The organism is Citricoccus sp. SGAir0253, assembly GCF_005877055.1.
GTDB lineage: Bacteria > Actinomycetota > Actinomycetes > Actinomycetales > Micrococcaceae > Citricoccus.
On sequence record NZ_CP039424.1, the window covers coordinates 3,086,625 to 3,113,407 of the forward strand.

Sequence of the window (26,783 nt, forward strand, 5' to 3'; positions counted from 1 at the left end):
CCGAGGTACTGCATGAGCCTGATCGTCCAGAAGTACGGCGGATCCTCCGTCGCCGACGCCGACGGAATCCTGCGCGTGGCCAGACGCGTGGTGGAGACCCAGCAAGCCGGGAACCAGGTCGTCGTGGTCGTGTCCGCCATGGGCGACACCACCGACGAGCTGATGGACCTCTCGGAGCAGATCAACGCCGAGCCGCCGCCCCGCGAGATGGACGTGCTGCTCTCCGCCGGCGAGCGCATCTCCATGTCCCTGCTGGCCATGGGCATCCACTCGCTCGGGGCCACCGCCCAGTCGTTCACCGGCTCCCAGGCCGGGATGTTCACCGACTCCCTGCACGGGCAGGCGCGCATCATCGACGTCTCCCCGGACCGCGTGCAGCAGGCGCTGGACCACGGGGACGTGGCGATCGTGGCCGGCTTCCAGGGCATGAGCCGGGAGTCCCACGACATCACCACGATGGGCCGTGGCGGCTCCGACACCACGGCCGTGGCGCTGGCCGCCGCCCTGGACGCGGACGTCTGCGAGATCTACACGGACGTGGACGGCGTGTACACCGCCGATCCGCGCGTGGTCCCCTCGGCACGGAAGATCGACGAGATCTCCTCCGAGGACATGCTCGAGATGGCCGCCTCCGGCTCCAAGATCCTGCACCTGCGCTGCGTGGAGTACGCGCGCCGCTTCGGGGTGCCGCTGCACGTGCGCTCCTCGTTCTCCCACCACGAGGGCACGTGGGTGCGCCCCAACCCTGAAGACACCATCACCATCGAGGAAGGCGAACCCATGGAACAGCCGATCGTCTCCGGCGTCGCCCATGACCGCTCCGAGGGCAAGGTCACCGTCTACGGTGTGCCGGACGTCCCCGGCAAGGCCGCGGAGGTCTTCAACGTGATCGCCTCCGCCAACGTGAACATCGACATGATCGTCCAGAACGTCCCGCGCGTGGAGACGGGCCGGACGGACATCTCCTTCACGCTGCCCATCACCGAGGGCAAGGCGGCCACCGAGGCCCTCCGCGCGGCCCAGGAGTCCATCGGCTTCGAGGACATCCTGCTGGACGCCCACGTCGGCAAGCTCTCCCTCGTCGGCGGCGGCATGCGCTCGAACCCGGGCGTCTCCGCGAAGTTCTTCGACGCGCTGCGCCAGGCCGGGGTGAACATCGAGATGATCTCCACCTCGGAGATCCGCATCTCCATCATCACCCGCGAGGAGATGCTGGACACCGCCGTGCGCGCGGTGCACCAGGCCTTCGACCTGGACTCCGACGAGGAGGCCACGGTCTACGGCGGCACCGGGCGGTAGGATCCCGAGGCCGACCCAGCCGGTCCCAGCGCGAGGGCCCCGCCCGGAGTACTCCGGGCGGGGCCCTGTGCCGTCCGGGCCGCCTTACTCGGTCACGACGGCGTCCGTGCGGGCCATGAACGCCGCGGCCTCACCGCGGGTGATCGGCGCGTTCGGGCGGAAGGTCCCGTCCTTGTACCCGCGGGTGATGCCCTCCGACGCCATCCACGTGATGGCCTCGTAGTGAGTGCTCGACGTGGAGACGTCCGAGAACTCCGCGTCCTGCTCCCCCAGGCTCGTCGGCTCGATCGCCCGGTGGAGGAAGGAGGCGAACTCCGCCCGCGTCACCTCGCGCTCCGGACGGAAGGTCCCATCGCGGTAGCCCGTCGTGATCCCCTCGGTCGCTGCCCAGGAGATCGCCGTGGCGAACGGATGGGTCGGCGGGACGTCGTCGAACCCCGTCTCGGTCCCCGTCACCCCGGGATCGAGGTAACGGTAGAGGAACGCCACCGACTGACCGCGGCTGATGGCCTGGGGCTTGCGGTAGGTGCCGTCCGCATAGCCGGTGGTGATGCCGGCACACTGCATCCACCGTACCTCCGCATAGAAGACGGATCCTGGCCGGTTGTCCGCGAAGTCGGCGGCCTCACAGGCCGGTGCCCCCGGTCCGACGACGGTCACGGTGACCGCCGTGCTCGATCCCTCGGCCCACGTCACGGATCCCATCCACACGCCGGGGGTGAGCCCGGACCACGTGAGGGTGGCGGTGGCGTCCTGGCCTCGGGTGACCTCCAGCGGATCGGGGGACACGGTGAGGTTGCCGGCGTCGCCGGACTGCACCACGGTGCGCAGCGTGGCGTCCGCCGGCGCCCCTCCGGGCGAGGAGTAGAGGTTCGCGACCGCGTAGTACGTCCCCGGTTCGGGGTCCTCGATCACGAGGGACTCGGAGCCGGCCGCGGTGGCCTGCTGCACCACCTCCTCGGAGGGCGTGACCACGTAGAGGTCCCAGTCGGACTCCTCGTCCGCGGCGTCGAGCGCCCACGAGACCTCGGTGGCGCCGGCGGGCACCTCGACGGCGGACGGGTGGTTCGACGGGTTCTCGCCTCCGTAGAGCTTCCCGGGCGTCTTGGTGAACTCCTCGATCTCGGCCGGGGCCAGGCCCTCGACCACCGGGTCGAGCGTCCCGGTGATGCCCGGGGTGACCTCCACGGTGGCCGAGCCCGAGGACCCCTCGCCGGTGACGGCAGCCGGGGCCTTGGCGTCCACGGCGCGCAGGGAGACCGGGGCGGTCACCGGGGTGGCGCCCGGCTTGGCCAGGGTGTAGGAACCGTGGGCCCAGGTCGCCGCCGCCGCGGTGGTCCGCGTGAAGGTGATCGCCACCTCCCGGCTCTGGCCCTTGTCCAGTTCGAAGGTGGACGGCTCGACGCTGACCTCGTAGCCCGGCACGCTGCCGCTGGCCTCCCAGGCGCCCGTCTCCGTGGCGGTGACCGTCCGGGTCACGGTCTCGCTGCCGAGCAGGTCCGAGACCGCGACGGAGGGCACGTTGACCTCGCGGCCCGGGAGCTCGCCCAGGATCAGCGCGTCCCACTGCTTCGCGTCCGCCTCGAAGACGAGGCTCGGAGCGGTCATCTCCTCCGGATCGGCCGAGCCGGCACCGGTGGCGAAGTTGTCCGTGGAGGACTCGCCCTGGGCCGTCAGCACGTCAGCGGCGGAGGTCATCATGGCCGACTTGACGGCCATCGGGGACCACTCCGGGTACTTCCCACCCATGAGGGCGGCCATGCCGGCCACGTTGGGGGCGGCCATCGAGGTGCCGGACATCAGGCCGAACGTGTCCCCGTCGTACTGGGGGTTCAGCGGGGAGACCCCGGCGAGGACGTTGACGCCGGGGGCGGCGAGGTCCGGCTTGAGCAGCTCGGAGCCCACCGCGGTGGACGGTCCGCGCGAGGAGAAACCGGCGATCTGCGGCACCGGGACCGGCTCCAGGCCGGTGGTGTCCCCCTTCACGAGGGTCGCTTGGGCGTCCGTGGACGCCACGTGCTCCTTGATGGACTCGTCCGAGGTGTGCACGGTGGGCACCGCGTGCAGGTCCGCGTCCTCGGAGCCGCCGCCGATGTTCACCAGGACCATGCCGACGCCGCCGGCCTTCTCCACGGCCGCGGACTTGTCCACGCGGGCGTAGACCCCGCGGTCGCACACCACGATCTTGCCGGTGGCCTTGGCGGGGTCCAGGGCGTCCATGTCGCACAGCCGGACCTGGTCCGCGGTCTTGCCGGCCAGGCCGACCTCGCTGGCGAGCACGATGTCCGCCGGCCCCACGCCCTCGGCCATCGAGGACACGCCGCGGAACCTGGTGCCGTCCGGGAACTCCACGGTGCCGGTCAGCTCGTTGGAGAACGTCGAGGCCGCCACGGAGGTCAGCCACGGGGCGGAGTGGTTCACGGTCTGCGGCGCGGGGCCGGAGTTGCCGGCGGAGGCGGCCACGAAGATGCCGGCCTCGGCGGCGGACTTGAAGGCCAGGGCCACCGGGTCGACGATCGAGGAGTTGTTGCCGGAGATCGAGTAGTTCAGCACGTCGACGCCGTCGATGATGGCCTGCTCGATCGCGGCCACCGAGGCCGTGCCGTAGCAGCCACCGGTGTCCGGGTCCTTGTCCTCCCAGCACACCTTGTAGACGGAGACCTTCGCCGCCGGGGCCACGCCCGAGCCGGGGCCGTAGGAGGCCCCGCCGTTCATGACCTGGTCGTCGACCTGGTTGCCGGCGGCCGTGGTGGCCGTGTGGGTGCCGTGGGAGTCGATGTCCACCGGGGACAGCCGTTCACGGGGGTCGCGCTGCTCGGCCGGGACGAAGGCCTCGAAGTCCTCGGAGTAGTAGCGGGCCGAGAGCACCTTGGAGTTGCACTCGTCCCCGGTGAAGCCCTGGCCGGTCTGGCAGTCACCGCGGAAGGTGGTGCCGTCCGCCTTCAGCATGGCGATCTCGCCGGCCTCCGTGAGGTAGGGCTCCCCCACCCGGGGCTCGCCGCTGAGCGGCTGGACCGGCTCCCCGGCGAGCATCTCCTGGTCCGGGTAGTAGCCGGTGTCGATCACGCCGACCACCACGCCCTTGCCGGCGTCCTCCACGCCGCCGTACTGGGTGTTCCACGCCCCGGTGCTGCCGGGCAGGCCGAGGAACTCGGTGGAGGAGTAGTCCGGGTGGAACTGCTCCACCTCGGAGACGCCGAGCACGCGGGGGTCCTTGGCCAGCGCGCGGGCCTCGTCGGCCGTGAGCTCCGAGACGAAGGCGTTCAGGGCCGTGGTGAAGTGGCGCTGCACCCGCACCTTCGTGGAGGCTGCCACCTCGAGCTGCCGGGCCGTGAGGTGACGGTCGTACTTGCGGGCGGCGTCCGAGCGGACGTCGATCTCGCCGTCCGTGGCGGCCGTGGCGGGCAGCCCCTTGGTGCCCCCGCGGTACGTCGCGAGCGGGTCCTCCTTGAGGACCACGAAGTAGCGGCCGTCCCGGTACTCCGCCTGGTCGCGCAGCACCTTCTCGACCGCCGCCTCCGCGGCGGCTCCGTCACCGGACCCGCCGCTGGGCGCGGCCGCCGCCGGCAGCGCAGCCAGGGGCGCGGCCAGCAGGCCGAGCCCCGCCAGTCCGGCGGTCAGTGCCCGGCGCAGCCGGGATCGTCTGGGGTTCCTCGTCATGAACCGTGCCTTTCGTCACCAAGGTGCGGGCCGCGCGCGATCACGCCCGGCCGGTCCCCTCCGCGGGCCCACGGCGCCAGCGCACGCTCGTCCCGGGTGGGGACGCCACGCCGGGCGCCGTCGAGACGGTGAGAGTGATGAGTACCACGGAGGTGGGGATGACCGCACAGTACCCGAGCAAGGTGTCCACCGGTAGACCTGAAATGAACCTTTGAGACGAGGGCCGCCGCCATCGACCGCGGTCAGCCGCGCACCCCCGCCGGGCACGCCGCGGCCGCCGGTGCGCGACTACGCTGGAGCCGTGCCCGCACCCCTCGCCGACGACCCCCTCGTCCTGGCCCCCGCGCAGTGGCGCGCCCGGGCGGAGGCGCACCGCGCGCGCATCACCCCCTACACGGAACCGCTGCGGGAACTGCACTCCGCCGGCGTCCGCCACCCGGTCCACGACTTCCTGTTCTCCTACTACTCCCTCACCCCGGGGGCCCTCGAGCGCTGGCACCCCGGGGCCGGCGTCGTGCTCGCCGCGGACCCCGCCGCGCCGGATCCCGCGGTTCCCCACGCCCCGGGTCCCGACGCCGGCCGGGCCCCGCACGCCGCCGCGTCACCGGCCCCTGCGGCGCCGGGCGCCGGGGAGCCCGGCGGCCGGTTCTACCGCCGGCTGGAGCCCGCGCCGGGCCTGCCCGAGGGCGGCTGGACCGTGGACCTCGCGGCGTTCGCCGAGCGGCGGGGCACCATGGTGGAGTTCGCGCGGCGGATCCTGGCCGGCACGGCACGGCGGCCGGCCCGGCTGGCCTGCTTCGGGCTGCACGAGTGGGCCATGGCCTACCGCTCCGAGGTGCACGGCGTGCGCCACTCGACCGTGCCGCTGCGCCTCGGGGCGGAGGGGACGAACCGGGTCGTGGAGGAGAACCGGATCGCCTGCTCGCACTTCGACGCCTTCCGCTTCTACGCACCCGAGGCCGCCCCGCTCAACGAGCTGCAGCCCACGCGCGCCACCCAGGTGGACCTCGAGCAGCCTGGCTGCCTGCACGCCAACATGGACCTGTACAAGTGGGCCTACAAGCTGCTGCCGGCCGTCGGCTCGGACCTGGTGGCGGACTGCTTCGAACTGGCCTGGCGGATCCGGACGATGGACATGCGGGCCTCCCCCTACGAGCTGGCCGCCTGGGGGCTCGAGCCGATCCGGATCGAGACGCCGGCGGGGCGCGCGGAGTACGTGCGCCACCAGCGGGCCTTCGCGGTCGAGGCGAACGCCCTGCGCGCCCGCCTGCTCGAGGCACTGGCGCCACTGGAACCACCGGAACCGCTGGCGGCACCGGACGGGTCCTACGGGCCGGACCGCGCCCCGGGCGCCTCCTCGCGGGGGTAGGGTCCCGGGCTCAGTCCACGGCACCGTCGTGGTAGTACCAGGAGCCCTTGCGCCGCACGAAGCGGGAGACCTCGTGCTGGGTCCGCCGGCCCGCCGGGGTCCGGAAGTGGGCGGTGAACTCGACCGTGCCGGCGTCGTCGAAGGGGCCTCCGCCCGCCACGTGCTCGACGTCCAGGCGCAGCCAGTGCAGTTCCTCGCCCGACCCGGCCCCCGGCGCGTCCAGGGCCAACGACGCCGGCCGGGTCTCCGGCGCCCACGTCGCGAGCAGGTAGCGCTCGGCCGCGGGGAAGTCCCCGGTGGAGGCCAGGGCGAACGCCGCATAGCGGGAGCGCATGAGCGCCTCGGCCGTGGGCGCGGACAGCGTGCCGTCCCCGGTGAAGCGCGCGTGCACCCGGCCACAGCAGGAGCCGTAGACCTCGCCGCTGCCGCACGGGCAGCGACGACCGGCCAGCTCCGCGTCGAGCCGCTCGGCGGCGGCCCGCGGCTCAGCGCCCGTCATCGTCCACCGTGGGCCTCACCGCGACCTGGCCGGACAGGATCGCCGGCCCGGACGCGCGCTCCTGCGGGATGCTGCGCAGGCCGGTGACCGCCACATCCTCCGCACCGGCCGCTCCCGCTCCACCGGCGCCTCCCCCGCCTCCCCCGCCGCCCGCGCCGGCCGCACCGCGCGCCCCGGGCACCACGGCCTTCCGGGGCGGGGTGGAGCGGGCCTTGCGCACGGAGCGGTTGATCGCCACCCCGGCCGCCACGAGGGCGGCCACCATCGCCGCCGGGAGCACCGAGACGCCGTCCGCCCCGGTCCTCCGCTCCGGCCGGGCCGCCGCCCGCTCCGCCCTGTCCTGCTTCCTGCCTCCGGTCCACGCCTGCCGGCGGCCCGTCCGGTCGTTCCTGCGCACCATGCCCCCAGCGTAGGGGCGGGCTCCCCGGCCCGGAACCGTCCGGCGTCCCGGACCGGCTTCCGAGGGCCCGCCGTCACCCGCGGACCGCCGGAGGCGGGCGGCTCGCGGCCCGACTAGAATGACCGGAGCCCTCACGCATACCACCGGGAGTCCTCCATGCCCACGATCGTCGTCGACGTCATGCCCAAGCCCGAGATCCTTGACCCGCAGGGCAAGGCCATCGCCGGCGCCCTGCCCCGCCTCGGCTTCACCGGATTCGCCGCGGTCCGCCAGGGCAAGCGGTTCGAACTCACCGTGGAGGGCGAGGTGACGGACGAGGTGCTGGCCCAGGCCCGCCAGGCCGCCGAGCAGCTGCTCTCCAACCCCGTCATCGAGGACGTCGTCAACGTCGAGGTCCTGCCCGCCGCCGAGCCGGCGCTGGAGGCCCAGGCCGAGGCCCGCGCCTGATGAGCACGGACCTGCCCCTCATCGGCGACTTCTCCACCGCCGGGCCCGTCCTCACCGGGGCGCGCATCGGCGTCGTGACCTTCCCCGGCACCCTCGACGACCGGGACGCGGCCCGCGCGGTGCGCCTGGCCGGCGGCGAGCCGGTCGCGCTGTGGCACGCCGAGACCGACGGCGCCGCCGCCCTCGCCCAGCTCGACGCCGTCATCATCCCCGGCGGCTTCTCCTACGGCGACTACCTGCGCGCCGGGGCGATCGCCCGCTTCGCGCCGCTGATGCAGGCCATCGTCGACGCCGCCGGCGGCCGCGACGGCTCCACCGGCGGGCTGCCCGTGCTCGGCATCTGCAACGGCTTCCAGATCCTCACGGAGTCGCACCTGCTGCCCGGCTCGATGATCAAGAACGACCACCTCAAGTTCCTGTGCCGCGACCAGGTCCTGCGCGTGGAGAGCAACGCCACCGCCTGGACCGGCCAGTACGGCGCCGGCGAGGAGATCACCGTGCCGCTGAAGAACCAGGACGGCCAGTACGTGGCCGACGAGCGCACGCTCGACGAGCTCGAGGGCGAGAATCGTGTCGTCTTCCGGTACGTCGGCTGGAACCCCAATGGCTCCCGCCGGGACATCGCCGGCATCACCAACGCCGCCGGCAACGTGGTGGGCCTCATGCCGCACCCAGAGCACGCCGTGGAGGCCGGCTTCGGCCCCGACTCGGCACAGGGCATGCGCATGGGCACCGACGGCCTGGGCGTCTTCACCTCGGTGCTGGCGTCCATCGCGGGAGCGAGCACAGGAGAGAAGAAGTGACCGAGCAGACGACCTTCAACATCGACACGGTCGAGCACGCCGCCCAGACCCCGGACACCGAGCTGCCCTGGGCCGAGCTGGGCCTGAAGCAGAACGAGTTCGAGGAGATCGTCCAGATCCTCGGCCGCCGCCCCACCGCGGCGGAACTGGCCATGTACTCCGTCATGTGGTCGGAGCACTGCTCCTACAAGTCCTCCAAGGTGCACCTGCGCCAGTTCGGCGAGAAGGTCACCGACGAGATGCGCAAGGACCTCATGGTCGGCATCGGCGAGAACGCCGGCGTGACCGACCTCGGCGACGGCTGGGCCGTGACCTTCAAGATCGAGTCCCACAACTCCCCGTCCTACGTGGAGCCCTTCCAGGGCGCGGCCACCGGCATCGGCGGCATCGTCCGGGACATCATCTCCATGGGCGCCCGGCCCGTGGCCGTCATGGACCCGCTGCGCTTCGGCGCCGTGGACCACCCGGACACCGCCCGCGTCATGCACGGCGCCGTGGCCGGCATCGGCAGCTACGGCAACTCGCTGGGCCTGCCGAACATCGGCGGCGAGATGGTGTTCGACCCGGTGTACCAGGGCAACCCGCTCGTCAACGCCCTCGCCGTGGGCGTGCTGCGCCACGAGGACCTGCGCCTGGCCAACGCCTCCGGCGTGGGCAACAAGGTGGTGCTCTTCGGCGCCCGCACGGGCGGCGACGGCATCGGCGGCGCCTCCGTGCTCGCCTCCGAGTCCTTCGACGACACCAAGCCGTCCAAGCGCCCGGCCGTCCAGGTGGGCGACCCCTTCGCCGAGAAGGTGCTCATCGAGTGCTGCCTCGAGCTGTTCAAGGGCTCCCTCGTGGAGGGCATCCAGGACCTCGGCGCGGCCGGCATCTCCTGCGCCACCTCCGAGCTCGCCTCCAACGGCGAGGGCGGCATGGCCGTGGAGCTGACCAACGTGCTGCTGCGCGACCCCACTCTGACCCCGGGCGAGATCCTCATGTCCGAGTCGCAGGAGCGGATGATGGCCGTCGTCACGCCGGAGAACGTCGAGGCGTTCGAGGCCGTCATGGCCAAGTGGGACGTCGAGTACTCGTGGCTGGGCGAGGTCACGGACGACAACCGCCTGACCATCACCTGGGACGGCGAGGTGATCGTCGACGTCGATCCCCGCACCGTGGCGCACGATGGCCCGGTGTACGAGCGGCCCTACCACCGTCCCTCCTTCCAGGACGCCCTGGTGGCGGACACCTTCCGCTCGGCCGTCGTGGCCGGCCGCGTGCCGGCGCTGCCGGCCACCGGCGACGAGCTGCGCGCCGCGGTGCTCGAGCTGATGTCCTCGCCGAACCTGGCCGACACCTCGTGGGTGACGAACCAGTACGACCACTTCGTGCAGGGCAACACCGCGATGGCCGCCCCGGACGACGCCGGCGTGGTGCGCGTGGACGAGGAGACCGGGATGGGCGTGGCCGTGTCCACGGACTGCAACTCCCGGTACTCCTACCTGGACCCGTACGTCGGCGCCCAGCTGGCCCTGGCCGAGTCCTACCGCAACGTGGCCACGGCCGGCGCCGTGCCGAAGGCCGTCTCGGACTGCCTGAACTTCGGCTCCCCCGAGGACCCCGAGGTCATGTGGCAGTTCGCCGAGTCCGTCCGCGGCCTCGCCGACGCGTGCCAGCGGATGGGCGTGCCGGTCACCGGCGGCAACGTCTCGCTGTACAACCAGACCGGCAGCACGCCGATCCACCCCACCCCCGTGGTGGCGACGCTGGGCCAGTTCGACGACGTCTCCCGCCGCACCCCGTCCGGCTTCCACCGCGACGCCGACGGCCAGGCCGTGTACCTCATGGGCGTCACGCGCGACGAGCTGGACGGCTCCGAGTTCGCCCGGCTGCACGATCACCTCGGCGGCGTGCCCCCGCAGGTGGACCTGGACGCGGAGCGGCTCCTCGGCGAGCTGCTCGTCAACGCGTCCCGGGACGGGATGGTCGACGCCGCGCACGACCTCTCCGAGGGCGGCCTGGCCGCCGCGCTGTCCGAGATGGTCCTGCGCTTCGGCGTCGGCGCCCGGGTGGCCCTGGACGAGGTCATGCAGCGCGACGGCGTGGACGCCTTCACCGCGCTGTTCTCCGAGTCCCAGGCCCGCGCCGTCGTGGCCGTGCCGCGCACCGAGGAGGTCCGCTTCAAGGACATGACCACGGCCCGCGGCTTCCCGGTGGCGCGCATCGGCGTGGTGGACGCCGCCTCGGGCGCCCTCGAGGTGCAGGGCGAGTTCACCCTGCCGATCGAGGAGCTGCGCGAGCGCTGGTCCGCCACGCTGCCGCACCACTTCGGCTGATCCGGCGCCGGCCGGGCCGGACCGCCCGCCCGCCCGACGCACCACGTGAGGGATCCGGCGGCCTCCCGCTCCCGGGACGCCGCCGGGTCCCTCACGTGCTGACGGGACGCCCCGTGCGATCAGTCGTGGGATTCGTCGGCCACTCGGCCGCGGGACGGCGACGATTCCCGCACCTGATCGCCGGAGGCTCGGTCCTCCGCCGTCCATGGTGCTGCCTCGGCGGCGGGTCTAGCCTTCTTCCATGTCCGCGGACCCAGGCCCCTCATCCCGTCCCGCCGACCGCCTCGAGCGCGCCGTGCGCCGGCACGCACCCGGCTCCGCGGGCCGCGCCGTCGAGCGTCTGGGGGACCACGCCGAGGAGATGTCCAGGCACCCGTGGTTCCAGCGGCTGGCGCGGACCGGACACGTCGCCAACGGCATCCTGCACTTGCTCATCGGGATCATCGCCTGGAACCTGGCCCTCGGCACCTCGGGCCGGTCCGCCGACCAGTCCGGGGCCATCGCCCTGCTGGCCGGCCAGCCGTTCGGGATGGTCCTGGCCTGGGTGTGCGCCGCCGGCTGCGTCCTGCTCGGCCTGTGGTACCTCAGCGAGGCGCTGTGGGACCGGCAGGAGGCGCTGGACGGCGTGAAGGACGGCGGCAAGGCCGTGGTCTACGTGGCGATCGGCGTGCTGTTCGCGATGGCGGCCCTCGGGAGCGGACAGGACTCCGGCGAGTCGGCGAGCTCGTTCTCCGCCGCGCTGATGTCCCACCCCGCCGGCGCGGCCCTGCTGGTGGCGGTCGGGGCCGGGTTCATCGCCGCCGGCGCGTACCACGTGGTCAAGGGCGCCACCCGCCGGTTCACGCGGGACCTGGAGCACTCCTCCAACCTCACCGTCTCCCGGGCCATCCGGGTCACCGGCACCGTCGGCTACGTGGCCAAGGGCATCGTCCTGGCCCTCGTGGGGCTGCTGTTCGTGGTGGCCACGGTGCAGCACGACCCGCAGGAGGCCACCGGCATGGACGGCGCCCTGCGGGCCCTGCTGGACCAGCCCCTCGGACCGGTGCTGCTGGCGGCCGTGGGCGTGGGGCTGATGCTCTTCGGGGTCTACTCGGTCATGCGCTCCCGCTACGCGGCCTGACCGACCGGACCACCGGCGGCGGATCAGTCGACCTGCAGCTCGCCCATCCGGTCCCAGCCCTCGCCCTCGACCTGGCGGCTGACGATCCGCGGCGTGGAGACCAGCAGCGGGCGCATGGTCTCCAGGCCGGTGGTGAAGTGCTCGCTCGTCACGTGGGCCTCGGCGGCGCCGTCCTTGAACGCCTCCACGAGGACGAACTCGTCCGGGTCCTCCACGCTGCGGGACCACTCGAACCAGAGGTTGCCCTCCTCGGCGCGCGTGGACTCCGTGTAGTCACGGACGCGCTCGATGAACCCGTCCGCGTGCTCGGGCTTGACCTGGAATTTCACGACGATGAAGATCATGGCCCCACCCTAGTGCCGGCGCTGCCCGTCAGCCGGGGAGCAGGGACGGATCGGCCCGCACCTCGATGACCGGGCACGTGTCCATCACCACGTCCAGCCCGGCGGCCCGGGCGCGCTCGGCGGCGGCCTCGTCCACCACCCCGAGCTGCAGCCAGACGGCCTTCGCGCCCACTGCGATCGCCTCGTCCACGATCCGCCCCACCTTCTGGGAGTTGACGAAGCAGTCCACCACGTCGATCTCCCCCGGGACGTCCGCGAGCCGGCGGTAGCCCGTCTCCCCGTGCACCTCCTGCGCGCCGAGGTTGACCGGGATGATCTCCATCCCGAGGTCGTCCCGCAGGAAGCGCGAGACCCCGACGGCGGCGCGGCGCGGGTTGGGCGTGAGCCCGACGACGGCCCAGCGGCCCCCCCGGTCCGTCAGCAGCCGGCGGACGGTCGCCGGGTCGTTCACGTGTGCCATGGCCCCACCGTATCCGGGCCCGCGGCCCGCGTCAGTCCCCGTCCTGCGGGGCCAGGACGCCCAGCCGGACGAGGCGGCGCCGGGCGGCGAGCTCGGAGGGACCCCGCCGGCCCAGCGCCCGGCCGATGACGGCCAGCGTCGCCCGGCCGGCGAGGCGGGTGAGGGCCGGGACGCCGCTGCCGCGCAGCCCGGCGAGCTCCCGGTGACGGCGCGGCAGGGTGTCCACGACGGCCAGGAACAGCGCGCGGTAGCCCGGCCGCAGGCCCGGCTCCAGGGGCGGACGCCGCAGGAAGCGGACCACCTCCTCGAGCTCGGGGCCCCCGCGCAGCTGGCGGTCCGGGCCGGCGTCGAAGGCGGCCAGGCGTGCCCGCAGCGCGGCCTGGGTCCGCGGCGGGTCCGGGACGCCCATCAGTTCTCCCGCCACGGCCCACTCGGCCACGTAGGCGTCCGCCCCGGTGCGGCCGGCGGGCGTGCCCGGCGGGGCCGGGACCGGGCCGATGAACGTCTCGTAGCAGGTGAGGAAGGCGTCCGTGAAGGCGAGGTGGACCCATTCGTCCAGGACGGGGTCGTTGGCCGCGTAGTCGCGGACGGTGCCGTCGGCGGCGGTGTACCGGCCGCGCACCGGGCCGTGGAGCCGCCGCACGTACGCGCAGGCCTGCCGGGCGGCCTCGGTCGAGCCGTAGGTCACGGTGAAGATCCAGCGGATGGTGCCGGCCAGCCGGCCGAACGGGTCGGCCCGGTAGTCGGAGTGCTCGGCCACCCCGGCCAGCGCCCCGGGGTGCAGCGCCTGGACCAGCAGCGCGCGGATGCCGGCCGGGATGGTGGACATGCCGCCGTGCACGGTCCACACGGCCGAGTCCGGGGAGAAGTAGCCGGCGTCGTCGCCCAGCTCCAGGTCGAGCTGCCACTGCGGCACGCCGCCAGCGTGCTCGCCGGAGAAGGTGCGCACGAGGCTCGCCTGCAGCGAGCGCAGGGGGTGGGGGATACCCATGCCCCGAGGCTACCGCGCGGGGGCGCCCGGCGGGTCAGCGGCCGGTGGCCGCCCGGCGGCGGCCCGGCACCGGGGCCCTGGACCGAGGTCCCGACGGCGGCCGGGGCCGGCCGTCGCTGCGCCGCGGTGTCCCCCTCCGGGATGACCCGGATGCACCCCGGATTCGCCCCGCAGGGTGAGGCGCCCCGGGCCGGTCGGCCACTAGATTGGGGGCATCGCTGCAGGCCGGCCCCCTCCGGCCCCCGTTGCCTGCCGCTCGACCCCCGGGAGACAATCAGCGTGAGCACATCGGCCAGCACCGGCGGCACCGCCACCGGGGAGGAGGACGACATCCAGGACCTCCCCCGACCGGGCTCCTCGGCGGCCTCCCCCGACGCCCCGGGCCCGTCCCCGGCCGCTCCCCCGCCGCCCGCGGTCCCCACGTCTCCCGCGTCCCCCGCGCACGCCGCCGTCGCCGGTCTCCCCGCCCCGGGCACCCCCGGGCACCCGGACCACCCCGACCACCCGGACGCCCGGCGCCGGCTCCACCTGCGCCACCGGGGCCTCGAGGGACTGGTCCGCCCCGCGGACGACCACCTCGCCGAGCACGGGCTGGACGAGGCCGCCGTCGCCGAGCGCGTGGAGCACGGGCTGACCAACCGGCAGCCGCGGGACACGTCCCGCTCGATCTGGAAGATCCTGCGCGTCCACGTCCTGACCCTGTTCAACCTGGCCATCGGCTCGTGCGCGGCGGCCATCATCGTCCTGGGCCGCTGGTTCGACCTCGTCTTCTGCTTCGCCGCCCTCGCCAACGTGGTCATCGGCGTGGTGCAGGAGTACTCCGCCAAGCGCAAGCTGGACCAGATCGCGCTGCTGCACCAGGACGCCGCGCGCGTGCTGCGCTCCGGGACGGAGCGGGAGGTCCGGCTCGAGGACATCGTGCTGGACGACGCCGTGGTGCTACGGCGCGGGGACCAGGTCCCGGCCGACGGGGTGGTGCTGGCCGCGGACGGCCTGGACATCGACGAGTCCCTGCTGACCGGCGAGTCGGACGCGGTGGGCAAGCTGCCCGGGCACGCGGTGCTGTCCGGCTCGGCCGTGCTCTCCGGCCACGGGCTGTTCCGCGTCTCCGCGGTCGGCGCCGACTCGCACGCCTCGCAGCTGGCCATCGAGGCCCGGCGATTCTCGAGGATCCACTCCGAACTGCGCGGGGCGCTGGACACCGTGGCGAAGTGGCTCACGATCGCCCTGGTGCCGATCGTGGCCGTCATCGTCAACGGCCAGGTGCAGGCCATCGGCGGCTGGGCCCACGCCCTGGCCACGGGGGCGATGGAGCCGGCCGTCGTGGCCTCCGTCGCCGCCATCACCTCCATGGTCCCGCAGGGGCTGGCGCTGATGACCACCATCGCGTTCGCCGTGGCCGCGCTCAAGCTCGCCCGGGACCAGGTGCTCATCCAGGAGCAGCCCGCGGTGGAGATCCTCGCCCGCGTGGACACCGTCTGCCTGGACAAGACCGGCACGCTGACCGAGGGGCGGATCGTCTTCGACGCCGCCACGCCCCTGGCCCCGGCCGCCGCGGTGCACGATGCCGGCGAGGCCGTGCTGGCCTGGTTCGGTGCCGACGCCAACGCCAACCCCACCGCGCTGGCCCTGCGCGAGCGCTACGCCGCGGTCCCCGGGGCCGAGCCCAGCGCCCGGGTGCCCTTCGCCTCCGCGCGGCGCTGGTCCGCCGTCGCCTTCGGCACGCCGGCCGGGCCCGACGCCGCCCCGGCCGGCCCAAGCGCCCCCGGTCCGGAGGCCGCGGGGACCGATGGCGCGGTCTCCGGAGCCGAGGACCCGGGCGCCCCGGGGGCGCTGCACGGGGCGTGGGTGCTCGGCGCTCCCGAGGCACTGCTCGACGGGTCCCGCCGCCCCGGGGAGCACCTCGAGCGGATCCGGTCGCTGTGCCACGAGACGACCGAGCAGGGCCTGCGCACCATGCTGCTGTGCCGCTCGGCCGAGCCGGCGGCCGCGGGCGCCTGGTTCGGCACCGACGGCGGGGCGGCCGGGGCCCTCGCGGCGGACGGACCCGCACCGGGCGACGGGGCCGGGCCGGCGTCGGGCCCGGCGGACGGGACAAACGCCGCGTGGGCCGGGGCGCCCGTCCGGACCGGGGAACTGCTGCCGCCCGCGCTGGAGCCCGTGGCGCTGCTGACCTTCCGCGAGAAGGTCCGCGACGACGCCCACGAGACCCTGGAGTACTTCCGGGCGCAGGGCGTGGAGCTGAAGATCATCTCGGGGGACAACCCCCGCACGGTCGCCGCGGTCGCGCGCGAGGTCGGGATGACGCTGCACGGCGACGGCTACGACGCCCGCCACCTGCCCGAGGACGACGCCGAGCGGCGCCGCGTCCTGGACACCTATTCCGTCTTCGGCCGGGTCACCCCGGACCAGAAGAAGGGCATGGTCAAGGACCTGCAGGACGCCGGGCACGTGGTGGCGATGACCGGCGACGGCATCAACGACGCGCTGGCGCTGAAGTCCGCGGACCTCGGCATCGCGATGGGCAACGGCGCCCCGGCCACGAAGGCCGTCTCCCGCATGGTGCTGCTGGACAGCCGGTTCTCGCGGCTGCCCTCCGTGCTGGCCGAGGGCCGGCAGGTGATCGCCAACATCGAGCAGCTGGCCCACCTGTACCTCACCAAGACCTCCTACGCCGTGCTGTTCGGCGTGGTGTTCTCCCTGCTGGCCTGGCAGTACCCGCTGCTGCCTCGGCAGGCCTCCACGGTCGACTTCCTGATGATCGGCCTGCCCACGTTCTTCCTGGCCCTGGCGCCGAACCAGCGGCGGTACGTGCCCGGGTTCCTCCGGCGGTCACTGCGCTTCGCGCTGCCCTCGGGCCTGGTCATCCTCACCGGGCTGCTGGCCGTGAACCTCGCGGCCCGCTGGTTCGCCGGGGACGTGTCCGTGCGGCAGGTCCAGACGGCCTCGGTCATCACGCTGACGCTCATGGGCCTGTGGGTGCTCAACCTCATCTCCCGCCCGCTGACGCGCTGGAAACTGACGCTGATCGCGTCCATGTACGCGCTGCTGGTCGTGGTGCTCGTGGTGCCCGCCTCCCAGCGGTTCCACCAGTTCGAGTACCCACCGCTGGACCTGGGGCTCACGGCGGGGGGGATCGGCGTGGTCGGCTGCGTCCTGCTCGAGCTGATCCACCTGCGGCACCGGTCCTGGGTCCGCCGCACGCAGGGCGCTGGACGTCCGGAGGTCCCGGCCGGCCCGGCGCGGGCGGGCGGGATGACCGGCCGTGGCCCCGCCCGCCAGTCCGTGGTCGAATGGCAGGGACCGCGCCCGGACCGAGCCCCGGAGGACCGATTGCCCGCAGCAGCACCCACCGCCCCCCGCACCGTCGACGTCCTCGTGATCGGCGGCGGCAACGCCGGGATCTCCCTCGCCGCCCGGCTGCACCGCCAGGGCCTGCGGGACGTGGCCGTCGTCGAGCCCAAGGACACGCACCACTACCGGCCGATGCTCTCCTACGTGGGGGCCGGGCTGAAGACGGTGCGGGACCTGTCCCGTCCCCAGGCCCGCGCCATGCCGGACGGGGTCACGTGGGTCCGGGACGCCGTGGCGGCCCTGGACACCGCCGCGCGGACGGCCGTGCTGGCCTCCGGCACCCGGATCGGCTACCGCGACGTGGTGGTCTGCCCGGGCTCCACCCCGGACTGGGACGCCGTCCCCGGCAGCGCCGAGGCCATGGCCAGCGGCTTCGCCTCGACCAACTACACGGTGGACCTGGCGCCGCGGACGTGGGAGCTCATCCGCGGGCTGCGCGCCGGCCGCGCCCTGTTCACGATCCCGGACGGACCCGCGCCCACTCCCCAGATCGGCCAGAAGATCCTCTACCTCGCGTGCGACTACTGGCAGCGCCGCGGCGTGCTGCGGGACATCGAGGTGACCCTGCTGACGCCCACCGCCACGGTCTTCGGCCAGCCGGACGTGGACCGGCGGCTGGAGCCCTGGGTGTCCCGGTACGGGATCCGCGTGGTCACCGGGGCGCGGGTGCGGTCCATCGACGCCGGCGCCCGCCGGCTGGCCGCGGAGGTGGAGGGCACGCCGCGCGAGTTCGGCTACGACCTGCTGCACCACGGCCCCGTGCACCGCGCCCCCTCCTGGATCGCCGCCGCGGGCCTGGGCACGGAGGACGGGTACGTGGACGTGGACCCGGAGACGCTGCGCCACCGCTCGGTGCCCTCGGTGTGGGCGTGCGGCGACGCCGCCGAGCTGCGGACCGGCCGGTCCGGCGGGGGCCTGCGCCACCAGACGAGGATCCTCGCCGACAACCTGCTCGCCGCCCGCGAGGGCAGGACCCTGGAGGGACGGTACGACGGCTACACGGTCACGCCCGTCACCGTGGCCCGCGGCAGGGCCCTGTTCCCGGAGTACGACCGGGACAACGCGCTGGACCCCAGCATCCCGGGGCTGCCGCTGCTGCGCCCCAGCCGCGCCCTGTGGTTCTTCGACCTCGAGGTCCTGCCCCGGGAGTACTGGTACAGCATCCTCAAGGGCCGCTGACCCGGCCCGTGGGCGGGTCAGCCAGCCCGTCCGTCCGGCCGGGAAACGGCGGGGGGACGGGCGGGGAACGGGCGCCGTCCACTCGGAAACGGCACTGTCACGGGGCTTCCGTGGCCCGTCATGGTACTGAGGGGTAGTGATCGCGCGCGGCTAAACTCGCCCTGTTCGGGACGGTCAGACACGGCGTCCAGTCAGTAACCCCACCAGAAGGAGCTCCTGCCATGGCAGCACCCAGCCCCGGTTATTCGATCACCCTGCAGGTCCAGGCCCCCGCGTCGTTCACCGCGACCTCCGACCTGGCCGCCGCCGTGGCAGCCACCGGTGCCGCCGTCACCGCCCTCGACGTCGTCGAGTCCCACCACTCCTCCATGGTCATCGCCGTCAGCTGCAACACCACCGACGCCGGCCACGCCGAGCGGGTCAAGGCCGCCCTGGACGCCCTGGAGGGCACCGAGGTCCAGGAGATGGCCGACCAGACCTTCCAGCTGCACGAGGGCGGCAAGATCGAGACCACGCTGCGCGTGCCGCTGCGCACCCGTGACGACCTGTCCCGCGCCTACACCCCGGGCGTGGCCCGCGTGTGCCAGGCGATCGCCCAGGACAAGTCCCAGGCCCGGCACCTGACCATCAAGAAGAACACCGTCGCCGTGGTCACCGACGGCACCGCCGTGCTGGGCCTGGGGGACATCGGCCCCGAGGCCGCCATGCCGGTCATGGAGGGCAAGGCCGCCCTGTTCAAGCAGTTCGCCGGCGTGGACGCCTGGCCGGTGGCCCTGGACACCACGGACACCGAGGAGATCATCCGCACCGTCAAGGCCATCGCCCCGGCCTACGGCGGGATCAACCTCGAGGACATCTCCGCCCCGCGCTGCTTCGAGATCGAGGCCCGCCTGCGCGAGGAGCTGGACATCCCGGTCTTCCACGACGACCAGCACGGCACCGCCATCGTGGTCCAGGCCGCCCTGACCAACGCCCTGAAGCTCACCGGCAAGAGGATCGAGGACGTGCGCATCGTCGTCTCCGGCGTGGGCGCGGCCGGCACCGCCATCATCCGCCTGCTGATGGCCTCCGGGGCCCGCCACATCGTGGCCGCCGGGCGCGCGGGCGTGATCGAGCGCGGCTCCCAGCACGCCGACTCCAACCGCCAGTGGCTGGCCGACAACACCAACGCCGACTCCTTCTCCGGCTCCGTCAAGGAGGCCATGGTCGGCGCCGACGTGTTCATCGGCGTCTCCGCCCCGAACCTGCTGGACGAGGCGGACATCGCCGCGATGAACGACGGGGCCATGGTCTTCGCCATGTCCAACCCGGACCCCGAGGTGGACCCGGCGGCGGCCTCCAAGCACGCCGCCGTGGTGGCCACCGGCCGCTCGGACTTCCCGAACCAGATCAACAACGTGCTGGCCTTCCCCGGCTTCTTCCGCGGCCTGCTGGACGCCGGTGCCTCGGACATCACCGACGAGATGCTCGTGGTGGCCGCCGAGGCCATCGCCTCCTGCATCTCCGACGAGGAGCTCAACCCCGGCTTCATCATCCCCTCGGTCTTCGACCCCGAGGTCTCCACCCGCGTCGCCGAGGCGGTGGCCGCCGTCGCCACGCCGCGCGCCTGACGCGACCCCGACGGACGCCGCACGCGCACCGTCACCAGGACCGCGGGGCCAGTGGCCCCGCCGCCACGGCCGGCGTCGGCCCCGGATCCCGGGGCCGACGCCGGCCGTCTCGCCCTGGGCGTGGCCATGGCGTTTCCTGTGCGTCAGCTGGGAACCGTTTGACCCTCGGGTCCACGCGCGAAAGACTCAGGTCATCACCCAACCGGCGGACCCCGCCATGAAGGAGAGATGATGATGCGACTGTTCACCTTGGGCGTCGGCGCGGCGATCGGGTACCTGCTGGGGAGCCGCGAAGGGCGTCAGAACCTCGACAAGTTCGCGAAGAACGCGCAGAAGCTGTGGAACGACCCGAAGACCCAGGAGCAGGTCCACAAGGCCACCTCCGCGGTGAAGGACAAGGCGCCGGGCGTGGCGGACAAGGCCACCCAGCTCGCGGACAAGGCCGCCGACTCGATCCGTGACCGGGCCCCCGGGGTGGCGGACAAGGCCAGCGCCGCCGCCCACTCCCTTGCGGACAAGGCCACGGCCACCACGCAGGACCTGGCGGACAAGGCCTCCTCGTCGGACGCCGCGGGCGGCAAGCACGCCGGCGGGACCTCCTACGACACCGAGTACCGCAACGACGCCGGCCCGGCCAAGACCGCCGGCGGCGACGCCCTCTCCGATCCCTCCTCCTCGCTCGAGTCCGAGGGCGGCGGCCCGGACCGCTACTGACCGGCCGGGGCGGTCGCCCGGCGGCGGCCGTCCCCGCACGACGACGGACCCCCGGTTCCCTGCGCAGGGAACCGGGGGTCCGTCGTCGGGCCTCACGGCCCTGGGGCCGGCCCCCGGGGCCGGCCTCGGGTGCGCTCAGCTGCCCACGCGGTTGCGCAGGGAGAAGGACGCGCCGTAGTGGTTCTCCGGCAGGTGGTCACCGCGGCCGAAGAGCTTGTGGCGCATGGTGCCCTCGGTGTACTCGGTCTTGTAGCGGCCCAGCTCCTGCAGCGCCGGGACCACGTACTCCACGATGTCCTCGAAGGTGCCCGGGGTGATGTGGTACGCGAGGTTGAACCCGTCCACGTCCGTCTCGTCCTGGATCCGGGCCAGCTCCTTGGCCACCGTCTCGCCGGAGCCGATGATGACCGGGCCGAACCCGCCCACGCCGCACCACTCGGCGATGCGCCGCACGGTCCAGGGGTTGCCGTCGTCCCCGGAGGCCTTCTTGAAGGTCTCGATGGTGGACTGGATGGCGTTGGACTCCACGTCGCCCAGCGGCTCGTCGAGGTCGAACTGGGACAGGTCGATGCCCATCCAGCCGCTCATCAGCACGAGGCCGCCCTCGACGTCGATGTACTGCAGCAGGTCCTGGTACTTCGCCTGCGCCTCCTCGTCGGTGGCGCCGGTGACGATGGTCTGCATGGACATGATGCGGATGTCGTACGGGTCGCGGCCGGCCTCCACGGCGGCCCGGCGGATCTTCGAGACGGTGCCGGCGATCAGCTCGTCCGTGGGCGAGTTGATGAACACGGCCTCGGCGTGCTTGCCGGCGAAGGCGCGGCCGCGCGTGGAGGCGCCGGCCTGGTAGATCACCGGGGTGCGCTGCCTGGACGGCTCGGTGAAGGCGATGCCCGGGGTCTTGAAGTACGTGCCCTCGTGCTCGATGCGGTGGACCTTGGCCGGGTCGATGAAGACGCCCGACTCCTTGTCGTAGACGACCGCGTCGTCCTCCCACGAGCCCTCGAGCAGCTTGTAGACCACGTCGAGGTACTCGTCGGCGTGGTTGTAGCGCTCGTCGTGCTCCATCTGGTCGTCGTGCCCGAAGTTGCGGGCGGCCGAGGGCAGGTAGCCGGTCACGACGTTCCATCCCACGCGGCCCTCGGTGAGGTGGTCCAGCGTGGCCAGGCGGCGCGCGAAGGCGTAGGGGTGCTCGTAGGCGGTGCCCGCGGTGACGCCGAAGGTGAGGTGCTTGGTGACGGCGGCCATCGGCGGCACGACGAGGATCGGGTCGTTGGTGGGCACCTGGGTGCCGGCCTTGAGGGTGGCCTCGTCCGAGTTGCCGTAGACGTCGTAGGGGCCCAGGACGTCGGCGATGAAGATGCCGTCGAACAGCCCCTTCTCCAGGGTCTGGGCCAGCCCGGTCCAATAGCCCAGCGTGTTGTAGTCGCGGGCGTGGTCGTCCGGGTGGCGCCACAGCCCCGGGGACTGGTGGGCCACGCAGTTCATGTCGAACGCGTTGAAGAGGATCTCCCGCTTGCCGGCGGGGGTGGTGGGCACCCCGGCGGGCAGGGCGGAGGTGTTCTCGGGGGACGATGAGGTCATGGCGATGCTCCTTCCATCGGTCCTGGCGGTAGCACCGCTCCGGTGCGCGGGGCGCACGGTGGTTGCTGCGGCGTCGTGGAGCCAGGTCTCTCGGCCGCTCTGGATGGTTACCCAGCAATTGGAGCACACCGGGAAAGCCGGTGGCGAATTCCGCGTCGCCCGGTGACGTCCCTCACCCGGCGGTGAGCACCACCACGGGATCGGTCGTGGGCGCGGTGGACCCACCGGCCGGTTCCACGGTGACGGCGAGCGCGGCCGTCTCCGGGACCCCGTCCAGCCGGACGAGGGCCCGGCCGTCCTCGAGCTCCAGCAGCCCGGCGGACTCCGGGTCTCCCTGCCCCCGGAGGGTCCACAGCTGGTACACGCGGCCCCCCTGCGGGGCGGGGAGGTCCCGGGCGGCCAGGACGGTCTCCCCGGAGGGCGCGCGGGCGACCTCGACCGTGCCGCCCCCGGCCACCGGGGCGGTACCCCGGCGGGCGCCGTCCTGCTCCAGGACCTGCTCGATGGCCACGGCCTGGTCCCGTTCGGTGAGGCCCGCCGGCTGCCAGGGGTGGGCGAGGAGCAGTGCCGCGGCGGCGGCCGCCGCCGCGGCCGTGGCCGCCACCGCGGCCCAGGCCCGACGGCGGCCGGGCCGGCGTCGTTCCCGGTGGTCCTGCAGGCTGGCGGGCGCCGCGGGACCCGGCCCGGCGGACGGGGCGCCGGAGTGGGCCCCGGCGTCCCCGGAGGACCGCGCCTCGGCGGCGATCGCGTCCAGCACGCGGTCCCGCAGCCCGGCCGGCGGCGCCACGGCCTCCCCGGCGCCCAGGCGGTCCGTCGCCCGCAGCAGGGCGTCCGCCTCGGCGCGCAACACGGGGTCCGTGCGCAGCCGCTCCTCGATCCGGGCGCGCTCGTCCTCGTCCACGGCGTCCAGCGCCCAGGCGGCGAGCAGGTCGCGGTCGTCGGACATCACTCCACCCCCAGGCAGTCCAGTAGTCGTCGCAGTCCGGTGCGCATCCGTGACTTCACGGTGGCCAGCTTCGCCCCGAGCCGGTCGGCGACCTCACGGTACGTCAGCCCGCCGTAGTAGGCGGCCGTGACGGCCTCCTGCTCCAGTGCCGTGAGGGTGCCCAGGCAGTCGACCACCCGGCGCCGGTCCTCGGCGTCGGCCACGGCCTCGGCGACGTCGTCGTGCTCCCGGCCGAACGAGGCCGCGCCCGCCCGGAGCTCCCGGTCGCGCCGGGACTGCGTGGACCGCACCAGGTCGACGGCCCGCCGGTGGGTGATCGAACAGACCCAGCCGGTCACCGATCCCCGCTCGGGACGGAATCCCGCGGCGCCGCGCCAGGCGTCCAGGAGGGCCTCCTGCGTGACGTCGGCCGCCAGGTCGGGATCGCGCACCACGCGCAGGGCCAGGCCGTAGGCCCGTGGGGCCACCGCGTCGTAGAGGGCGGCGAAGGCCTGCTGGTCGCCCTCGGCGCTGCGCCGCACCAGGTCCGCCAGGACCTCCTCGCCCGCGCCGACCCGGGGGCTCGGGCCGGGCGGCGTGGTCCCGGGGCCGGCGTCGCGCGTCATCCGGTCAGCGTATCCCCGGCGCCCGCTCCGGGCGAGGCGACGCCCGGAGCCCGGCGACGGCGGGCGGGGCGGAGCCCCGGACGCTCGCCGGGGAGTGTCCGGGGCACCGTGCACCCGTCACTTGACGAGGGCCTCCGCCATCGAGTCGATGGCGCCGGCCAGCGTCTCCACGTGCATGCCCAGCCCCGCGGCGACCTCCTCGGCCGGCAGTTCGCCGCCGCTGATCCCCTCGAGGAACTCGCCGGCCTGCGGGCGGTAGCCGTCCAGGTCCGCCAGGGCCTGCTCGGCGGCCTCGGTGTCCCCCGCGGCCCTCGCCCCGGCGTAGTCGACGAAGAACCCGATGTGCTCGCGCCACAGCTCCAGGAACGCCGCGCCCTGGTCCTCGCCCGCCAACGAGCCGATCGCCTCGGCCAGGGCCTGGGAGTTCTCGTCAAGGGTCCCGGCCGCGGCCGTGAAGGCCTCGGAATCGGTGCCGCCCTCGGCGGTGTAGGCGGTGAAGACGGCGATCCCGGCGAGGTACACGTGCTCCTGCAGGTCGTAGGTGAGCTGGGCGCGCAGGGCGGCCGCGTCGTCCATCGGATCGCCCTCCATCCCGGTGGCCGCGACCACGCCGCCGGTGATCGTGCCGGCGGCCTCGCCCACGTGGTGGGCCGCGGCCCGCAGGTCGCCGTAGGCCGCGGGATCGCCGGCGGCGAGGCCGTCGATCGCGGCGGTGAGGGTGTCCACGTGGCCGTGCAGGGACTCGGTCACGGCATCGGCCGGCAGCTCGCCGCCCGTGAGCTCCTCGAAGAAGGCCCCGGCCTCCCGCGTGTACCCCTCCAGGTCGGCGACGGCCTGCTCCTGGCCGGCCGCATCACCGGACTTCTCGGCCGCCGCGTAGTCGACGAAGTAGCCGATGTGCTCGCGCCACAGCGCGAGGAACGCCTCGGCGGTCTCGGCGTCCGAGGCCGCCTCGATGGTCGCGGCGAGCTCCTGGGAATTCTCGTCCAGGGCGGCGGAGGCCAGTTCGGTCTCCGGGCTCTCGAGGTCGGTGGCATAGGCCGTGGCCACGGTGATGCCGGCCAGGTAGACGTGCTCCTGCAGCTGGGCCGTGAGGGTGGCGCGCAGGGTGGCCGCCTCGGAGGCCGGGTCCCCGTCCACGTCGGCCGCGGCGACGAGGCCGGCGGCCAGCGTCTCGGCGGTCTCGGGCATGTGCGCCGCGGCGGTCCGCGCGTCGGCGAACGGATCGCCGGTGGAGGCCGGCATCGGCATGGCCGCGGATGAGGCCTCCGGCATGTCCTCGGACATGCCCGCGGACGCCGAGGGCGAGGCGGACATCGCCCCGGACATCGACTCCGACATCGAGGGCGAGGCCGACGCCGCCGGGCTGGAGGACTGGCCGGACTCCCCGCCGGCTCCGCCACCGGCGCCACAGGCCGCGAGGGACAGGGCGAGGGCGACGGCGCCGAGGACGGTGGTGGTCTTCCGGGCGGTGTTCGTGGTCATGACTGCTCCTTGGTCGATCCAGCGGTGACGTCTGGTGTTCGGAGCAGGTGCCCGGCCGGATGGGTCGGGGCGGGGGAAATCTTCGCCGGCTGGGGCCGCGGTGCCGGCACCGGCCGGCAGCGGGTCCTGGTGGTCAGGGGGTCCTGGTGGTCAGGCGGTCGCGGTCAGACGGTCCCGGTGGTCAGGTACGGCACGGGCCGGGTGCCGTTCACCTCCCAGTCCCCCACCATCCGGGCCATGAACACGGCCGGATCGTGGCTGGCGAGAGTGCGGGCGTTGCGCCAGTGGCGGTCCAGCTGCAGGTCGGTACTGGTGGCCGAGGCCCCCAGGGTGTCGAAGATCCGCGTGCAGGTGTCCAGCACGAGCCTCGGCACCATCACGTGGGCGCGATGGACCGTCAGGGCCGCACGCCGCATGGCCTCGGCCGCGGTCTCGGCGGCGGGCTCGGCGCCAGGCTCGGGGTGCGTCCCCGTCTCCGGCTCCGTGGCGGACTCGGCGGTCGCCGCGGCGGCGGGCTGGGCGGCGACGGCCAGGGCCTCGTCGAGGTCACGTCCGGCGGCGCGCACCAGTTCCTCGGCGGTGGCCTGCTGCGCGGACAGCTCGCCCACGATCCCCAGCAGCTGGTCGTCCTCGCGCGGGGTGAGCCCGCCCGCGGTGTTGGGCGAGCGGCGGCGCGCGCGGGTGAGGCCGATCCCGTCCCGCAGGGCGGCCCGGCCGACCCCGGCCAGCAGGGCCATCAGCGTGGCCTCGTGGTGCAGCGGCACGTGCCCGTCCGCGGGGGGCAGCACCAGCAGGTCCTCGACGCCGGCCCCGTCGAACTCGACCGTGCCGGTGCCGGTGAGCCGCTGGCCGAAGCCGTCCCAGTCGTCCTTGACGGCCGCGCGCGGCTGGCGCACCCGCACGACGGCGAGCGCCAGGTCCGTCCGGTCGGGCAGCCGGGGATCGTCCGGCCGGCCGGCCTCCGGCCGGGCGGTGCGAGGCTGCCCCCGACGCCGGCCCGGGCGCGGGACGCCCTCCTCCAGCCGGGCGGTGGCCAGGGTCCACGTGGCGAAGATGCTGCCGGTCGTGTAGTACTTGCGGCCGCGGATGCGCAGCGAGCCCCCGTCGTCCTTCCACACGGTGGTGGCGAGTTCGCCCAGGGCTGGGCCCGGGGACTCGGAGAGGGCACTGCCGGCCAGCTCGCCGGCCATCACCCGCGCCAGCCAGCGCGAGCGCAGGGCGGCGTCGGCCTGCACGAGGACGTGCTCCACGAAGCTCAGGTGGCTGCGCAGCAGGTGGGCCGTGTTCGCGTCCACCGCCGCCAGGTCCATGAGCAGCCGCAGCGCGTCCTCCTGGCCGGCACCGGCCCCGCCGGCGGACTCCGGCACGGTCAGACCGCCCAGGCCGGCGGCACGGAGCTGCTCCAGCGGGGCGAACGGCAGGTGGCGGCCCGCCTCGCGGGCGGTCTCCCCGCGGGCCACCTCGGCGAAGGCCGGGGCGAACCGGGCGGACAGGGAGGCATAGTGGGAACCGGTGCGACCGTTCCGGTGGGTGGGGCCGGAGTCCGCCTCCCGGGCCTCCGGGGCCGTGGTCGTGCTGTTGCCTGCAGTGGTCATGCTG

Annotated in this window: 20 protein-coding genes and 1 riboswitch; of the genes, 9 read left to right on the plus strand and 11 right to left on the minus strand. The window is 73.9% G+C overall.

Translation table 11 applies throughout. The features are described 5' to 3' along the window. Positions 1-12: 12 nt before the first annotated feature. Positions 13-1,299 (plus strand): aspartate kinase, encoded by a 1,287-nt coding sequence (locus E7744_RS13480; protein WP_137774564.1) that lies wholly within the window; start codon positions 13-15, stop codon positions 1,297-1,299. A gap of 84 nt (positions 1,300-1,383) precedes the next feature. Here the strand turns inward: E7744_RS13480 and E7744_RS13485 are convergent, their stop codons facing one another. Next, on the minus strand, positions 1,384-4,959 hold the full coding sequence (locus E7744_RS13485) for a S8 family serine peptidase (RefSeq protein ID WP_137774565.1): 3,576 nt from the start codon (positions 4,957-4,959) through the stop codon (positions 1,384-1,386). Between the two features lie 301 nt (positions 4,960-5,260). Here E7744_RS13485 and E7744_RS13490 point away from each other — a divergent pair, with 301 nt between their 5' ends. Further along, positions 5,261-6,328 (plus strand): 3-methyladenine DNA glycosylase, encoded by a 1,068-nt coding sequence (locus E7744_RS13490; RefSeq protein ID WP_246858456.1) that lies wholly within the window; start codon positions 5,261-5,263, stop codon positions 6,326-6,328. A gap of 10 nt (positions 6,329-6,338) precedes the next feature. On the opposite strand, the gene E7744_RS13495 is transcribed toward E7744_RS13490, so the two are convergent. Both E7744_RS13495 and E7744_RS15875 read right to left on the minus strand, forming a co-directional pair. After that, entirely contained in the window at positions 6,339-6,827 is a 489-nt protein-coding gene (locus E7744_RS13495; RefSeq protein WP_137774566.1) for a YchJ family protein, read from the minus strand. After that, positions 6,814-7,227 (minus strand): hypothetical protein, encoded by a 414-nt coding sequence (locus E7744_RS15875; RefSeq protein ID WP_168199828.1) that lies wholly within the window; start codon positions 7,225-7,227, stop codon positions 6,814-6,816. Before E7744_RS15875 ends, E7744_RS13495 begins: the two co-directional genes overlap by 14 nt. Before the next feature lie 156 nt (positions 7,228-7,383). Between E7744_RS15875 and purS the strand changes: the two genes are divergently transcribed. The 4 genes from purS to E7744_RS13520 all read left to right on the plus strand — a co-directional run bounded on the left by purS (position 7,384) and on the right by E7744_RS13520 (position 11,912). After that, positions 7,384-7,674, plus strand: a complete 291-nt coding sequence (purS, locus tag E7744_RS13505) for a phosphoribosylformylglycinamidine synthase subunit PurS (RefSeq protein ID WP_137774568.1) — start codon at positions 7,384-7,386, stop codon at positions 7,672-7,674. After that, positions 7,674-8,477 (plus strand): phosphoribosylformylglycinamidine synthase subunit PurQ, encoded by an 804-nt coding sequence (purQ, locus tag E7744_RS13510; protein WP_137774569.1) that lies wholly within the window; start codon positions 7,674-7,676, stop codon positions 8,475-8,477. The genes purS and purQ overlap by 1 nt, the downstream gene beginning before the upstream one ends. Next, positions 8,474-10,792, plus strand: a complete 2,319-nt coding sequence (gene purL, locus E7744_RS13515) for a phosphoribosylformylglycinamidine synthase subunit PurL (protein ID WP_137774570.1) — start codon at positions 8,474-8,476, stop codon at positions 10,790-10,792. The genes purQ and purL overlap by 4 nt, the downstream gene beginning before the upstream one ends. Positions 10,793-11,033: 241 nt before the next feature. After that, positions 11,034-11,912 (plus strand): DUF1206 domain-containing protein, encoded by an 879-nt coding sequence (locus E7744_RS13520; RefSeq protein WP_137774571.1) that lies wholly within the window; start codon positions 11,034-11,036, stop codon positions 11,910-11,912. Positions 11,913-11,935: 23 nt separating this feature from the next. On the opposite strand, the gene E7744_RS13525 is transcribed toward E7744_RS13520, so the two are convergent. The 3 genes from E7744_RS13525 to E7744_RS13535 are packed head-to-tail and all read right to left on the minus strand — an operon-like array spanning position 11,936 to position 13,707. Beyond that, complete coding sequence (locus tag E7744_RS13525) at positions 11,936-12,256, minus strand: putative quinol monooxygenase (RefSeq protein ID WP_137774572.1); 321 nt, start codon at positions 12,254-12,256, stop codon at positions 11,936-11,938. A gap of 28 nt (positions 12,257-12,284) precedes the next feature. Continuing rightward, positions 12,285-12,716, minus strand: coding sequence for a CoA-binding protein (locus tag E7744_RS13530; RefSeq protein ID WP_137774573.1), 432 nt, complete (start codon positions 12,714-12,716; stop codon positions 12,285-12,287). 31 nt (positions 12,717-12,747) lie between these two features. Beyond that, positions 12,748-13,707, minus strand: coding sequence for an oxygenase MpaB family protein (locus tag E7744_RS13535; RefSeq protein WP_137774574.1), 960 nt, complete (start codon positions 13,705-13,707; stop codon positions 12,748-12,750). Positions 13,708-13,980: 273 nt separating this feature from the next. Between E7744_RS13535 and E7744_RS16275 the strand changes: the two genes are divergently transcribed. The 3 genes from E7744_RS16275 (at position 13,981) to E7744_RS16280 (ending at position 20,564) form a co-directional block, all read left to right on the plus strand. After that, entirely contained in the window at positions 13,981-18,240 is a 4,260-nt protein-coding gene (locus tag E7744_RS16275) for an HAD-IC family P-type ATPase (RefSeq protein WP_371415407.1), read from the plus strand. Between the two features lie 221 nt (positions 18,241-18,461). After that, positions 18,462-19,850 carry an NADP-dependent malic enzyme gene (locus E7744_RS13555; protein ID WP_137774575.1) on the plus strand — a complete coding sequence of 463 codons (1,389 nt, stop codon included), beginning with the start codon at positions 18,462-18,464 and terminating at the stop codon, positions 19,848-19,850. Positions 19,851-20,078: 228 nt separating this feature from the next. Then, entirely contained in the window at positions 20,079-20,564 is a 486-nt protein-coding gene (locus tag E7744_RS16280; RefSeq protein WP_246858458.1) for a YtxH domain-containing protein, read from the plus strand. A gap of 135 nt (positions 20,565-20,699) precedes the next feature. On the opposite strand, the gene E7744_RS13565 is transcribed toward E7744_RS16280, so the two are convergent. From E7744_RS13565 to E7744_RS13585, 5 genes are all read right to left on the minus strand, one after another. After that, positions 20,700-22,148: an LLM class flavin-dependent oxidoreductase gene (locus E7744_RS13565; RefSeq protein ID WP_246858459.1), complete on the minus strand. Its 1,449-nt coding sequence runs from the start codon at positions 22,146-22,148 to the stop codon at positions 20,700-20,702. Positions 22,149-22,158: 10 nt separating this feature from the next. Beyond that, positions 22,159-22,258, minus strand: a riboswitch (SAM riboswitch). Positions 22,259-22,320: 62 nt separating this feature from the next. Beyond that, complete coding sequence (locus E7744_RS13570) at positions 22,321-23,094, minus strand: anti-sigma factor (protein WP_137774576.1); 774 nt, start codon at positions 23,092-23,094, stop codon at positions 22,321-22,323. Next, positions 23,094-23,699, minus strand: coding sequence for an ECF RNA polymerase sigma factor SigK (sigK, locus tag E7744_RS13575; protein WP_137774577.1), 606 nt, complete (start codon positions 23,697-23,699; stop codon positions 23,094-23,096). Before sigK ends, E7744_RS13570 begins: the two co-directional genes overlap by 1 nt. 117 nt (positions 23,700-23,816) lie before the next feature. Continuing rightward, entirely contained in the window at positions 23,817-25,184 is a 1,368-nt protein-coding gene (locus tag E7744_RS13580; RefSeq protein WP_137774578.1) for a hypothetical protein, read from the minus strand. 164 nt (positions 25,185-25,348) lie between these two features. Beyond that, the gene (locus tag E7744_RS13585; protein ID WP_137774579.1) at positions 25,349-26,779 is read right to left on the minus strand and encodes an acyl-CoA dehydrogenase family protein; all 1,431 of its coding nucleotides are present in this window, start codon (positions 26,777-26,779) and stop codon (positions 25,349-25,351) included. Between the last annotated feature and the right edge of the window lie 4 nt (positions 26,780-26,783).